At 44.8% G+C, this 13665-nt stretch carries 11 protein-coding genes; 6 read left to right on the forward strand and 5 right to left on the reverse strand.

What is annotated here, in order from left to right; translation table 11 throughout:
- Window positions 1-74 precede the first annotated feature (74 nt).
- Together tldD and rsmI are read right to left on the reverse strand one after the other, a co-directional pair.
- Complete coding sequence (gene tldD, locus CKV74_RS09290) at window positions 75-1523, reverse strand: metalloprotease TldD (protein WP_007242559.1); 1449 nt, start codon at window positions 1521-1523, stop codon at window positions 75-77.
- A gap of 36 nt (window positions 1524-1559) precedes the next feature.
- On the reverse strand, window positions 1560-2405 hold the full coding sequence (gene rsmI / locus CKV74_RS09295) for a 16S rRNA (cytidine(1402)-2'-O)-methyltransferase (protein ID WP_007242541.1): 846 nt from the start codon (window positions 2403-2405) through the stop codon (window positions 1560-1562).
- A 69-nt stretch (window positions 2406-2474) separates the two neighbouring features.
- Here rsmI and CKV74_RS09300 point away from each other — a divergent pair, with 69 nt between their 5' ends.
- From CKV74_RS09300 to dolP, 4 genes are read left to right on the forward strand one after another with little or no spacing between them, the layout of a single operon-like run.
- Window positions 2475-4190 carry a penicillin-binding protein activator gene (locus CKV74_RS09300; protein WP_007242524.1) on the forward strand — a complete coding sequence of 572 codons (1716 nt, stop codon included), beginning with the start codon at window positions 2475-2477 and terminating at the stop codon, window positions 4188-4190.
- Window positions 4190-4552 carry a YraN family protein gene (locus CKV74_RS09305; protein WP_007242578.1) on the forward strand — a complete coding sequence of 121 codons (363 nt, stop codon included), beginning with the start codon at window positions 4190-4192 and terminating at the stop codon, window positions 4550-4552. The genes CKV74_RS09300 and CKV74_RS09305 overlap by 1 nt, the downstream gene beginning before the upstream one ends.
- 11 nt (window positions 4553-4563) lie before the next feature.
- A complete protein-coding gene (locus CKV74_RS09310; protein ID WP_007242516.1) occupies window positions 4564-5148 on the forward strand; it encodes a D-sedoheptulose-7-phosphate isomerase in 585 nt (194 codons plus the stop codon).
- A gap of 57 nt (window positions 5149-5205) precedes the next feature.
- Window positions 5206-5787 (forward strand): division/outer membrane stress-associated lipid-binding lipoprotein, encoded by a 582-nt coding sequence (dolP, locus tag CKV74_RS09315; protein WP_095177065.1) that lies wholly within the window; start codon window positions 5206-5208, stop codon window positions 5785-5787.
- Between the two features lie 104 nt (window positions 5788-5891).
- Here dolP and CKV74_RS09320 read toward each other — a convergent pair whose 3' ends face one another.
- Together CKV74_RS09320 and CKV74_RS09325 are read right to left on the reverse strand one after the other, a co-directional pair.
- Window positions 5892-7445: a peptide ABC transporter substrate-binding protein gene (locus tag CKV74_RS09320; protein WP_007242529.1), complete on the reverse strand. Its 1554-nt coding sequence runs from the start codon at window positions 7443-7445 to the stop codon at window positions 5892-5894.
- Entirely contained in the window at window positions 7438-7800 is a 363-nt protein-coding gene (locus CKV74_RS09325) for a YbaN family protein (RefSeq protein WP_007242582.1), read from the reverse strand. Before CKV74_RS09325 ends, CKV74_RS09320 begins: the two co-directional genes overlap by 8 nt.
- Window positions 7801-7916: 116 nt before the next feature.
- On the opposite strand from CKV74_RS09325, the gene prlC reads away from it, so the two are divergent.
- Entirely contained in the window at window positions 7917-9956 is a 2040-nt protein-coding gene (gene prlC / locus CKV74_RS09330) for an oligopeptidase A (protein WP_007242518.1), read from the forward strand.
- Between the two features lie 165 nt (window positions 9957-10121).
- Here prlC and fabB read toward each other — a convergent pair whose 3' ends face one another.
- Window positions 10122-11342 (reverse strand): beta-ketoacyl-ACP synthase I, encoded by a 1221-nt coding sequence (fabB, locus tag CKV74_RS09335; RefSeq protein WP_007242569.1) that lies wholly within the window; start codon window positions 11340-11342, stop codon window positions 10122-10124.
- 160 nt (window positions 11343-11502) lie between these two features.
- Between fabB and mnmC the strand changes: the two genes are divergently transcribed.
- Window positions 11503-13509, forward strand: coding sequence for a bifunctional tRNA (5-methylaminomethyl-2-thiouridine)(34)-methyltransferase MnmC2/FAD-dependent 5-carboxymethylaminomethyl-2-thiouridine(34) oxidoreductase MnmC1 (mnmC, locus tag CKV74_RS09340; RefSeq protein WP_095177066.1), 2007 nt, complete (start codon window positions 11503-11505; stop codon window positions 13507-13509).
- The last annotated feature ends 156 nt before the right edge of the window (window positions 13510-13665 follow it).

Consider the following 13665-nt stretch of genomic DNA (forward strand, 5'->3'; position numbering starts at 1 on the left):
TTTAAAATCATATCTAATAAAATCAATGACTTAGGTGTTGTTTCAGCGAAAACTCTGCGTTTTCGGAGGGCGTTTTAATTGGTCCCGCCCACGGTGATTTCGTCAATTTTTAAGGCTGGCTGTCCTACCCCCACCGGAACACTTTGACCATTTTTACCGCATACGCCGATGCCTAAATCAATGGAGGTTTCATCGGCCACCATTGAAATCTTTTGCATCACCTCAATACCGCTGCCGATAAGAGTAGCTCCTTTCACCGGCTTGGTAATTTTGCCTTTTTCAATCAAATAGGCTTCTGCGGTGGAAAATACGAATTTACCGGAAGTGATGTCCACTTGGCCTCCACCAAAATAAGGCGCATAAATGCCCTGCTCCACGGAAGCGATTAAATCTTCGAAACGACTTTCCCCTGCCAACATGTAGGTGTTCGTCATACGTGGCATCGGTAAATGCGCATAGGATTCGCGACGGCCATTACCGGTCGGCGCAACGCCCATTAAGCGGGCATTCATTTTATCCTGCATATACCCTTGCAAAATACCGTCTTTAATTAGCACATTGCATTGGCTCGGAACCCCTTCATCATCCACTGTCAAAGAACCGCGACGATTCTGTAAAGTCCCGTCATCTACGATGGTGCATAAAGGCGAAGTCACTAATTCACCAATTCGACCGGAAAATAAGGAGCTTTCTTTGCGGTTGAAATCGCCTTCCAAACCATGGCCCACAGCCTCATGCAGCAATACTCCCGGCCAGCCGGCTCCCAGTACCACCGGCATCAAACCGGCCGGAGCGGCCACCGCATTAAGATTGACTAATGCTTGACGTACAGCTTCCTTAGCAAAACCTACCGCGCGCATTTCACCCTCTACAACATCGAAGAACCAATCCAATGCAAAACGACCGCCGGCTCCACAGCTACCGCGCTCACGTTTGCCATCTTGTTCCACCAAAACAGAAATCGATAAACGTACCAATGGACGAATATCCGCCGCTAAAGTGCCATCGGTGGCAGCGACCAATATTTCTTCATAGACCGCACTAAGACTTGCAGAAACCCGACTTACTCGCGGATCTTCGGCGCGCGCGGTACGATCGACCAAATATAATAATTCGATTTTTTTCTCTTTACTTAACCCTAATAACGGGTTCAGCGCTGCATAACGAGGTACGGCCTGCACCGTATGGAAAGCCTGTGGCGCCAATAACTGACCTTGATTGGTTTGCGCAATGCCCTTGGCAGCATCGGCGCATTGCTGTAATGAAGCTAAATCGATTTGATCGGCATAAGCAAAACCGGTTTTTTCCCCAGATATCGCCCGCACCCCAACGCCACGATCAATATGAAAACCGCCTTCCTTAATAATTCCATCTTCCAATACCCAGCTTTCATCTTGGCTTAACTGAAAATACAAATCGGCATAATCAATCGCCCGATGGGACATACGATCAAAAATATTAGATAAATCTCGTTGCACTAAATGACTTGGTGCCAACAGACTGTCTGAAACTTGCTTTAACATTTGTTCTCCGAAATTCATAAATGCTGTGTATTTTTCCTAAAGGTTATCCAAGCCGAATTGATATAAGGCATTTTTCTTATAACCATAAAGTTCCGCTACAATCGCTGCTGCTTTTTTAAGTGGTAATTCCTGTGAAATTAAGCGGAGAGCTTTAATTGCCTGAGCAGAAAACTCCGCTTCTTTATCCAACTTCGCTTTTCCCTCAACAATCACGACCATTTCACCTTTGGTTCGATTAGCATCTTCGCTTAGCCATTGGCGTAGAGTAATCAATCGATCACCTACTATAGTTTCCCAGGTTTTAGTAATTTCACGAGCAAGCACCACATAGCGATCTTCTCCCAATACCTCTTGCATATCGGCAAGGGTTTCTAAAATGCGGTGGGTCGATTCGTAAAAAATTAAGGTACGTTCTTCCTCGAGCAAACTTTCCAATTTATCTTTGCGCGCTTTGCTTTTCGCCGGTAAAAATCCCTCGAAGCAGAAACGATCGGAAGCTATACCTGAAGCACAGAGCGCGGTTATCGCTGCACAAGCCCCCGGTAAAGGCACCACTTTAATCCCCGCTTCACGACATTGGCGCACCAAATGAAACCCCGGATCGCTGATTAACGGTGTACCGGCATCGGAAATCAGAGCGATATGGGTTCCATTTTTAAGTTTTTCCACTAATACTTGGGCTTTTTCTTGTTCATTATGATCATGTAGTGCAAAAAACGGTTTCTTAATGCCGTAATGACTCAACAATAGACCGCTATGTCGGGTATCTTCAGCAGCAATTAAATCCACCTCCGCAAAGGTTTGTAGTGCCCGTTGAGTAATGTCCGAAAGGTTGCCAATGGGGGTGGCAACTATATATAAAATTCCGCTTAAATCATTCATTTTTGTTTGCTTTTGAAGTTCGAGATAAGTAAGATCCGCCCGTTATTGTGTCTTCTATGGAGCGAAAAGATGTCTATTCTATTACAAGGCTCGCGTTTTAAAAAACGTTTAATGCCGATTTTATTGTCCGTTGCGTTAGCGGGCTGTTCCAATCTTTTTGGTAGCAGTTTTACCGAAACTCTCCAACGCGATGCCAATGCCAGTTCTGAGTTTTACATGAATAAACTCGAACAGGCACAAGATGCTGAAGATAAACAAACCTATAAATTACTCGCAGCCCGTGTCTTGATCGATGAAAACAAAATTGCGCAATCGGAAGCCCTACTTGGTGAATTGGGTGAATTAAACGATAAGCAAAAATTAGATAAAACCTTGATCGATGCCCGCATTGCTGCCTCTAAAGGCGATAGTAATCAAGTCACCATGCTACTAAACAGTTTGGATTTGAGTAAACTGAGCCCATCACAAAAATCCCGCTATTTTGAAGCGCAAGCCATTGCAGCAGAAAAGAGCGGAGATAACCTTGGGGCTGTTAAAGCTCGTATCAGAATGGATGAAAATCTAACCGATGTACAGCGCCGTCAAGCCAACGTGGATAAAAGTTGGAGTCTATTACGCGCAACTAATAGTGGCGTGATCAATAATGCTTCTGATGAGGGTAGCCCGGCATTAGGGGGCTGGTTAACCCTAATCAAAGCCTACAACGACAACATCAATCAACCAATGCAATTAAGCCAAGCGCTCCAAAATTGGAAAGCTGCCTATCCAAACCATTCTGCGGCAACCCTATTCCCGAAAGAATTGCAAAGCTTATTGAATTTCCAACAAACTAACCTGGCGCAAATCGGTTTATTACTTCCACTCAGCGGCGATGGTTCTATTTTAGGTACCACTATTCAATCCGGTTTTAACGATGCCAAAGGTTCTTCAACCTTACCGGTACAAATTTTTGATACCTCTAACACTACTGTAGATGAAATCGTTGCACAAGCTAAAGCGGCCGGAATTAAAGCCTTAGTGGGTCCGTTATTGAAACAAAATGTCGATACGGTAATGAACAATGCTGCCAATTTGCAAGGAATTGACGTACTGACCTTGAATACCACACAAAATCCTCGTGCAATAAACCAAATGTGTTATTACGGTCTTGCACCGGAAGATGAAGCGCAATCCGCTGCGAATAAAATGTGGCAGGACGGTGTACGCAACCCAGTCGTAGCAATGCCGCAAAACGAATTAGGACAACGTGTGGGTAATGCCTTTAACGTTCGTTGGCAACAACTTTCCGGTAATGATGCAAATGTCCGTTACTATAACCTCACTGCGGATGTGCCTTACTTCGTACAAGGTAGCAGCGCACCAGCCATTTACCTTATTGCTTCGCCAAGTGAAGCGGAGGAAATCAAAGGCTATTTGGATCAAAGTACACCAAACAGCAAAATTTACGCCAGTTCCCGAATCAATGCTGCGGCTAATGGTGAAGAATTTGCTAGCAAAATGAATGGCGTGCAATTCAGCGATATTCCATTCTTCAAACAGGCAGATTCCGAGCAATATCAAAAAATTGCCAGCTCCACGGGTGGTGAATACCAATTGATGCGTCTTTATGCGATGGGTGCTGATGCTTGGCTGATGATCAACCATTTCAACGAGTTACGCCAAGTGCCGGGCTATCGTCTGAGCGGTTTAACCGGGGTATTAAGTGCCGGTCCTAACTGTAATATCGAACGTGATATGACTTGGTTCCAATACCAAGACGGCAAAGCGGTGGCGATAGCTAACTAATGTTTTCGCCGAAACGCCTACAAGGGGCGGGTTTTGAACATCAAGCCCGCCTTTTTTTACAAGCGCAAGGCCTGCGCTTTGTAGCCGCTAATCAAAATTTTAAATGCGGTGAATTGGATCTCATTATGCAGGATGGCTCAACCCTAGTGTTTGTGGAAGTCCGCCAACGTAGTAATGATGCCTTTGGTTCTGCCGTCGAAAGCGTTGATCGCCGCAAACAGCAAAAATGGCTGGATGCAGCTGCACTTTGGCTGGCTGCACAAGGTTTAAGTCTGGAAGACACCGATTGTCGTTTTGATTTGGTTGCATTCGGCAAAACCGCTGATGATATTCAGTGGTTCCCTAATTTCCTCGATGAATAAGCACTTCTGATATGTTACAAAAAGTTAAAGATATTTATAGCGAAAGCATTCAAATTCAAATTTCCGCTTCCAGTTTATTATCCGAAAATATCGCCAATGCGGCACAAATGGTCATGCAATGCCTGCTTAGCGGACATAAAGTGATTGCCTGTGGTAGTGGCCGTTCCCATGCCAATGCGCAATTATTAGTTGCGAATCTACTCAATCGCTATGACTTAGCCCGTCCTAGTTTTCCTTCTGTGTTATTGGATCTCAACGGCGCTATTGGTAATGCGTTGATTTTTGAGAAAGCACGGGAAACGCTTTATCAACACCAATTTAATGCCATAGCCTGCCCAGGTGATTTATTGTTGGCCTTTGCGCCGTTAGGCAGTGAAAAAACCGTATTAAATGTGATTGAAAATGCTGTGGAAAAAGAATTGCGGGTGGTCGCACTAACCGGCGCTAATAACGATACAATTCAAGGCATTTTAGCCGCTGAGGACCTCCAGATCGCCGTGCCGGCAACAAAGGAAAGCCGTATTTTGGAAAATCATTTGTTTGTGATCAACGCGTTGTGCGAATTGGTTGACCTCAGCCTATTTCCCAGCGCTTGACAGCTAAAGCCTTTATCTGCAGACTATGAGCCGTTTTCATCTAAAAAGGAGCATTGAATGAAAAGCAACAAACTAAAAAAACTCGCCTTTATCATCGGCGCCTCCATCGCTCTACAGGGCTGTGTGGCGGCAGTGTTAGGCGGTGCTGCAGTGGGCACTAAAGTTGCCACCGATCCACGTACCACCGGCACCCAATTGGATGATGAAACCCTAGAAATGCGGGTAGAAAATGCCGTTGAAAAAGATCAACAAGTAAAATCCGAAGGGCGCGTGAATGCCGTATCCTACAGCAAACGTATCCTCTTAATCGGCCAAGTACCAAGCGAAACCGCTAAAGAAACCGCCGGTAGTCTAGCCAAAGGCGTCGATGGAGTGAAAGAGGTTTACAACGAATTACGCGTTGGCCCGAAAGTAACCATTGGCCAAATCAGTAAAGACAGCTGGATCACCACGCAAGTGAAATCCAAACTCTTTGTTGGGAATAACGTTAAAGCTACCGATGTAAAAGTGATTACGGAAAACAATGAAGTCTTCTTACTGGGTGATGTCACCCAAAGTCAAGGGGATGCTGCTGCAGAAATCGCAAGCAAAATCGGCGGTGTGCAAAAAGTTGTTAAAGTATTTAACTACCTCCACTAATTTCATGCATGAAAAAACGGCTGACACCAAAATGTCAGCCGTTTTTTTGTTTTTTCAACCAACTCTAATAAAATCAATAACTTAGAGTTTATTTTAGGTAAAACTTAGTTTTCTATAGGGGCGTTTCCCGTGACCTGTCGGAATAAATCCTTGCTATAAATAACGCCTACCGGATTCTTCTCTACACCACCGAGATCCGGCGCAATATCCACTGCTTCCGTATATTGGAATAGTGGCAATAGCAGATTTTGATTTTGAATATGCGCGCTCAATTGTAGATAAAGTGCTGCCTGCTCACTTTCCGAGGTACTTTTTAAGGCCTGCTCAAATAGACGATCATAGTCCTTATCGGCATAACCGCTTTTATTATCCGGACTATGCGAATAAAACAGTGACAAAAATGCCATCGGATGATGAAAATCGGCACACCAGCCGGAGCGAATCAACTGAAACTCTCCCGCCACACGTTTTTCCTGTAGCTGCGGCCAATCAACGCTTTGTGCACTCACCCGCAACATATCCGATTGCGCCAAGCTACGAGTTAAGCGATTGGCTATTTGTTGATGCAAGGGGCGATTGTCATACAGAATATGCAGCTGTAGCGGATGATGCTCATCAATTTTTTGCTGTGCTAATAACTGCTCTGCGACCACCGGCTCCCATTGCGAATCCTGCCCATTGAGCATCGCTTTTGGTAAAAAATAAGAACTAGCAATAGCGTGTGGCATTTCGTTATCGGTGATAGAACGCACCGAAATTAATGAAGCAATGGCTTTGCGTACAGCGGCATTTTGTAGGCGCGGATCACGCAAATTGAATTCATAAAAATAACTACACAGCTTTGGAAAATATTGCACGTTGTCCGCAGGTTGTGGCGGAGCAAAGAAAATATCCGCCCGCTCTGAATTACTTGAGGAAAGATAATCTACTTGGGCGAAGTGGCCTTTTTGTAAATCATAATAATATGGATTTTTTACTAAATGAACGCCCTTTTCATCCACCGATTGTTGTAGATAGGCACCGTTAATCTGTAACTCTCCTTTTTCGTCAAGAACATGTGGCAATAAAATCGCGTGAGCTAACATAGCCGGCAAATAAGGTGTTGGTTTATCCAATTGAAAAATCAGCGTACGTTCATCCGGTGCGCTAATTTGTAATTGTTCGGGAGGCATTTGCCCACTTAAAACGGCCTGCGCATTGCCCAAGTTCATGTAGGCTAAATATTGCTTAAGCGGCGTATCGGAAATGGCTAAAGCCTGAAAGCTTTGCACCAATTCAGCTGCAGTTAAAGGCGCACCGTTGGCCCAATGCAAATTTTCCCGTAAATTAAACCGCCATAATTTATTGTCTTGGGTTTGCCAACTTTCAGCCAATCCACCAATGACCTTACCGGCCGGATCATAAATAGTGAGGCCTTCCAGTAAATCACGCACTAATGCCTGTTGTTCCTCATTTTCCAAACGCCACGGATCCGCCACCAGCGCGCCATTCACGCGACGGGTTAAACGAGAATAAGCATTTTCCTGCGTTGGTGTAGGAGCTTCAGTTTGCATCCCATTTTGTGCCGATGAGGTTTTCGGCGGGCTGTTAAGTTTGTCACAGCCGCCAAGCAACAGACAACCAAGCAAGGCGGTCAGCCCCAGGGTTGAATTACGCATCTTCGGTTTTTACCCAGAATAAGAAGAACCAATATTTAATCAGGATCACCATAATAATCAACACTCGCCCCAGCATGCTCGGTGTCATATAAAAACCGATAAGCAACATTGTTGAAGCAAAGGATAAAATCGCGATTTTACTTTTTTTACTCAAGGAACGGCGCTCATGGAAGGATTGTAAGTGTTTACGATACAATTCTGTTTGTAAAAACCATTGTTCCAAACGGCTTGAACCTTTAGCGAATAAGAAAAGGGTGAGTAATAAAAAAGGCGTGGTTGGTAAAATCGGTAGAAAAATGCCGATAATCCCGAGGGCAAGGGAAATAAATCCTAATAAAACATAAAGGTATTTCATAAAGTATCCAAATAGTTAACCACGGCTCATTCTACCGATTTTTTAGATTTTTTCACCTTGATATTATAGAATTCGGCGTCATCTAATTGAGACTTATTAGCAAACAAGGAAACTTTATGGCCAATCCATTACTTCATTTAAACGGCTTACCGCCTTTTTCACAAATCCGTCCGGAACATGTTCAACCGGCCATCGAACAACTGATTACCGACTGTCGCCAAACGATTGAAAATGTCCTCACACAACCACAACTTACTTGGGACAACTTTATTGTGCCATTAGCCGAAAGCGGCGATAAACTTTCCCGTGCCTGGTCACCTGTTTCCCATTTAAATTCAGTACAAAATAGTCCTGAACTACGCCAGGCCTACCAAGCCTGCTTACCCTTGCTTTCTGAATACAGCACTTGGGTCGGCCAACATAAAGGCTTATACGAGGGCTATTTAGCAATTAAAAATAGTGCAGAATTTGCCACCTATTCCACTGCGCAGAAAAAAGCCATTGAGAATTCATTACGTGATTTTGAACTTTCCGGCATTGGTTTACCGGCGGAAAAACAGCAACGCTACGGTGAAATTGTTGCCCGTCTGTCCGAATTAAGCTCAGAATTCTCCAATAATGTCTTGGATGCCACCATGGGTTGGGAAAAAGTCATTGAAGATCAAAGCCAATTAGCCGGTTTGCCGGAATCCGCCCTTGCTGCCGCCCGCCAATCCGCTGAAGCCAAAGGTCTGAAGGGATATCGCTTTACCTTGGAATTTCCAAGTTATCTGCCGGTTATCACCTACTGTGAAAATCGTTCATTACGCGAAGAAATGTATCGCGCCTTTGCTACTCGTGCATCTGATCAAGGTCCAAATGCCGGTAAATGGGACAATAGCGCAATTATGGAAGAAATCTTAACCCTGCGTGTCGAATTAGCTCAATTACTCGGTTTTGCCCATTACACCGAACTATCCCTGGCCACCAAAATGGCAGAAAACCCGCAACAGGTGCTAGATTTCCTAAACAATTTGGCGGACCGGGCAAAAGCGCAAGGGGAAAATGAATTAGCCGAATTAAAAGACTATTGCCGTAATGAGTTCGGTGTTGAAGAGTTAGCGCCTTGGGATATTTCTTTCTATAGCGAAAAACAAAAGCAGCAACGTTATGCCATTAACGATGAAGAATTGCGTCCGTATTTCCCGGAAAATCGGGTGTTAAACGGCCTATTTGAAGTGGTTAAACGCATCTTCAATATTCGTGCAGTAGAACGCTCCGGTGTAGACACCTGGCATAAAGACGTCCGTTTCTTTGATTTAATCGATGCCGATAACAAGGTGCGCGGCGGTTTCTATTTGGATCTTTACGCACGTGAAAACAAACGCGGAGGGGCTTGGATGGATGACTGCATCGGCCGCAAACGTCAAGCCAATGGTGAGCTACAAACGCCAATCGCCTATTTAACCTGCAATTTCAATGCACCTATCGGCGATAAACCGGCCTTGTTCACCCATGATGAAGTCACCACCCTATTCCATGAATTTGGTCATGGCTTGCACCATATGCTGACCAAAATCGATGTGCCTGATGTGGCGGGGATCAATGGGGTGCCTTGGGATGCGGTAGAACTACCAAGCCAATTTATGGAAAACTGGTGCTGGGAAGCGGAGGCTTTGGATTTTATTTCCGGTCACTATCAAACCGGGGAACCATTGCCAAAAGAGAAACTACAACAGTTATTGAAAGCCAAAAATTATCAGGCTGCACTGTTCGTATTGCGCCAATTGGAATTTGGCCTATTTGATTTTGTATTGCACCACCATTTCAGCGCCGGTAAAGATAATCAAATTTTAGATACGTTAAACGCTGTAAAAGCTAAAGTTGCAGTCATTAAAGGCGTGGAATGGGCGCGTACACCACACAGCTTCAGTCACATTTTTGCCGGCGGTTATGCAGCGGGCTATTACAGCTACTTATGGGCGGAAGTGTTATCGGCGGATGCATTCTCACGCTTTGAGGAGGAAGGCATTTTCAATCCAACTACCGGTCAGTCCTTCTTGGATGAAATTCTGACCCGCGGTGGTTCAGAAGAACCAATGGCGCTCTTTAAACGCTTCCGCGGACGCGAACCGCAATTGGATGCGCTATTGCGCCACAAGGGCATCGTGCAATAACTTCAATATCAACGGGCTAAATAAAGCCCGTTTTTTTACCGCCAAACGCCCTGTTGAAAAATAGAGTTTTCTCGAAAAACAAGGCTAAGTTATTGATTTTATTAGCATTGACTTAAAAACAAAAAAAACGGACGCTAATGCATCCGTTTTTCTTATCAATCAATCTTAGCCTTGATAACGTTTAAAGATCAATGCTGCATTCGTACCACCGAAGCCGAAGCTGTTGGACATCACGGTGGTGAGGCCTGCATTTTCTTTAGTTTCGGTTACGATATTACAACCCTGCGCCGCTTCATCCAAGGTTTCAATATTGATACTTGGCGCGATAAAGTCATGGTGCAACATTAATAAACTATAAATTGCTTCATGTGCACCGGCAGCACCTAAGGAGTGGCCTGTCATTGATTTAGTTGAAGAGATGGCTGGAATTTTATCGCCGAATACATTTTTGATTGCGCCTAATTCTTTCACATCACCTACCGGAGTAGAAGTACCATGTACGTTGATGTAATCAATCGGGCTATCCACGGTTGCCATTGCTTGACGCATACAACGTTCCGCACCTTCACCACTTGGTGCAACCATGTCATAACCATCGGAAGTTGCGCCATAGCCTACGATTTCCGCATAAATTTTCGCACCACGTTTTAATGCGTGTTCCAATTCTTCCACAACCACAACGGCACCACCGCCGGCAATGACGAAACCATCACGGTTGGCATCATACGCACGGGAAGCTTTGGTTGGCGTGTCATTATATTTAGTTGATACCGCGCCCATCGCATCAAATTCAGTCGCACATTCCCAAGACAATTCTTCAGCACCGCCGGCAAATACGATGTCTTGTTTGCCCAATTGAATTAATTCAAGGGCATGGCCGATACAGTGAGCGGAAGTTGCACAAGCGGAGCTGATGGAATAGCTTGCGCCACGGATTTTATAAGGAGTTGCCAAACAGGCAGAAACACTGGATGCCATGGTTTTGGTAACCGCATAAGGGCCAATCGCTTTCACTCCACGTGGTCCACGTACCGCATCACAAGCCACTAATTGGTTGTGCGCAGAACCAGTACCAGCACCGATCACCAAACCGGTACGCTCGTTAGAAACCTGATCTTCGCTTAAACCTGCATCTTCAATTGCTTCACGCATAGAAAGATAAGCATAAGCGGCGGCATCGCCCATAAAACGATACACTTTACGATCGATATGTTCGGCCGGATTTAATTTCACGGTACCAGCCACATGGCTGCGCATTTTCATCTCTACGAATTCAGGCACGACTTCGATACCTGATTTGCCCGCTTTAAGAGAGGCCAAAACTTCTTCTTTATTGTTACCGATACTGGAAATGATACCAAAACCGGTGATTACTGCTCTTTTCATTGCTGATCCTTATGGGTTGATGAATTCAATTCAACGTACAGTTGTTAGCTGAACGGCAATTTACTATGAAATGAGAATATTGCAAGCACAAATTGATTTGTTCGACCAGTTATTGTATGAAATCGGCTAAAATAGCCACAAAATCAATAAGGAAGAGATTATGTTAGTAAATTACGCCGATATTCGTTTTAACTCCGATGGAACCCCAGTTTCCAATCAATTTGATGATATTTATTTCTCTACTGCCGATGCTTTGGCGGAAACCGAATATGTTTTTTTAGCCGGCAATCGACTGTGGGAACGTTGGCAGCAAAGTCAGGCCGAACGTTTTATCATCGCGGAAACCGGATTTGGTAGTGGCTTAAATTTTTTCGCGACCATTGCATTATTTCGCCGATTTCGCACAGAATTCCCCACCGCTCCGTTAAAACGGCTGTTTTTTATTTCCTTTGAAAAATATCCGCTCAATCCACAAGATTTGCAGCTCATTCACCAACAATATCCGCAATTTAATGAACTATCACAACAATTACTCCAACATTGGCCACAGCCGCTAAGTGGTTGCTATCGACTACATTTTGCAGAAACCACTCTGGATCTGTGGCTTGGTGATGTTGCCGAAAATCTACCGGCTTTGGGAGATTACATGCAAAATAAGGTCGATGCTTGGTTCTTGGATGGTTTTGCCCCGGCTAAAAATCCCGAAATGTGGAATGAACACTTATTTCAACAACTCGCTCGCGTTACCGCCACCAATGGATCTTTTGCCACATTCACCGCGGCTAGCATTGTCCGCAAAGGTTTATTAGCTGCCGGATTTCATGTGGAAAAACGCCCGGGTTTTGGACATAAACGTGAATGTTTAGTCGGCGTAAAACCGCAAAGCATTCAGCAGCCCTCGACAACGCCTTGGTTTAATCTACAAGCGGCACAAATGCCAACTCAGGATATTGCCATTGTTGGTGGCGGTATTGCTTCTTTATGTACCGCATTAGCATTACTGCAACGTGGCGCTAGTGTTACCCTCTATTGCGCAGATGATACCCCGGCATTGAATGCCTCCGGTAATAAACAGGGCGCTTTTTATCCGCAACTTTCCGATGACAACGCCGCCAATATTCGTTTTTATTTGCATGCCTTTAGCTATGGTGGCCAATTGTTGCATTGGTTGCTTAAACAAGGTATCGAGTTTGAACATGCATTTTGTGGCGTAGCCTTAAGTGGCTACAACGGCAAAGCCGAAGAAAAACTCAGAAAAATTGCCGAACTCCATTTACCATCCGCGATTTATCAGCCAATGGAGCAGACGCAATTAAGTGCTGCGGTTGGCCTACCTCTCCCGTGCGGTGGTGGTTTTATCCCCTTAGGTGGCTGGTTAGCGCCGCGCCAATTGGTGCAAAATACCTTTGCTTATTTGCAGCAACAGGGATTAACCATCCAATGTCAGCAAACCATCCAAAGCCTCAGCCAAACCACCACGGGTTGGCGTTTAACTAACACACAAGGTGCTACCTTTGAGCATGAAGTTGTCGTGTTGGCAAATGGCCATCAACTCAATCATTTCGCCCAAACGGAAAAATTACCACTCTATCCGGTACGCGGCCAAGTCAGCCAAATTCCAACTTCAGCCAATCTTTTAAAACTTAATAGCGTACTTTGTTATGACGGTTATCTCACACCGGTTGATCAGGCAGGAGAAAGCCATTGCATTGGTGCGAGCCATGTACGTGATAGTGCCGACCGAACATTTAGCGCTCAGGAACAGGTGGAAAACCAACACAAGATTCAACACAATATTCCTGAGGACTGGACGAAGGAAGTGGACACCTCCGGCAATCTGGCGCGTATTGGTGTGCGTTGTAGCGTGCGTGATCTCAGTCCGATGGCCGGTAATGTGCCAAATTTTGCCACGCAAAATGATGCCTATCACAATTTATTCAATTTGCGCCGCCGCAAACAACCAATTCCCGCGGCTGAGAATTACCCGAATCTATACCTTATCGGAGCCCTCGGTTCACGTGGTCTCACTAGTGCGCCATTACTCGGCGAAATGCTGGCCTCTTTGATCTATGGTGATCCTTTACCATTGGATGAAAGCCTGCAGCATTGTCTTAGTGCCAACCGTAGCTGGGTGCGTAAATGGCTGAAGGGCGCTCCGGTGGAGTAGGATTTTTAAAACGCTATAATGGTTTTGCAAGTTTTTGCCAAAAACGATTGTAACCTATTGATTTTATTAATATTGCTTTAAAAATCCATTTTTCTCCTACCAAAGCTAGCAAAACTGTATTTAGCGCATAAAAAACGGTGCAATTTTTTGTTGCAC

This window comes from Haemophilus pittmaniae, from assembly GCF_900186995.1.
Taxonomy (GTDB): domain Bacteria; phylum Pseudomonadota; class Gammaproteobacteria; order Enterobacterales; family Pasteurellaceae; genus Haemophilus_D; species Haemophilus_D pittmaniae.

What these genes read in the sequence shown, in the direction of transcription:
- prlC (WP_007242518.1), top strand. Translation starts at nt 7,917, where the DNA reads ATGGCCAATCCATTACTTCATTTAAACGGCTTACCGCCTTTTTCACAA.
- CKV74_RS09300 (WP_007242524.1), top strand. Translation starts at nt 2,475, where the DNA reads ATGTCTATTCTATTACAAGGCTCGCGTTTTAAAAAACGTTTAATGCCG.
- rsmI (WP_007242541.1), bottom strand. Translation starts at nt 2,405, where the DNA reads ATGAATGATTTAAGCGGAATTTTATATATAGTTGCCACCCCCATTGGC.
- dolP (WP_095177065.1), top strand. Translation starts at nt 5,206, where the DNA reads ATGAAAAGCAACAAACTAAAAAAACTCGCCTTTATCATCGGCGCCTCC.
- CKV74_RS09325 (WP_007242582.1), bottom strand. Translation starts at nt 7,800, where the DNA reads ATGAAATACCTTTATGTTTTATTAGGATTTATTTCCCTTGCCCTCGGG.
- tldD (WP_007242559.1), bottom strand. Translation starts at nt 1,523, where the DNA reads ATGTTAAAGCAAGTTTCAGACAGTCTGTTGGCACCAAGTCATTTAGTG.
- mnmC (WP_095177066.1), top strand. Translation starts at nt 11,503, where the DNA reads ATGTTAGTAAATTACGCCGATATTCGTTTTAACTCCGATGGAACCCCA.
- fabB (WP_007242569.1), bottom strand. Translation starts at nt 11,342, where the DNA reads ATGAAAAGAGCAGTAATCACCGGTTTTGGTATCATTTCCAGTATCGGT.
- CKV74_RS09320 (WP_007242529.1), bottom strand. Translation starts at nt 7,445, where the DNA reads ATGCGTAATTCAACCCTGGGGCTGACCGCCTTGCTTGGTTGTCTGTTG.
- CKV74_RS09310 (WP_007242516.1), top strand. Translation starts at nt 4,564, where the DNA reads ATGTTACAAAAAGTTAAAGATATTTATAGCGAAAGCATTCAAATTCAA.
- CKV74_RS09305 (WP_007242578.1), top strand. Translation starts at nt 4,190, where the DNA reads ATGTTTTCGCCGAAACGCCTACAAGGGGCGGGTTTTGAACATCAAGCC.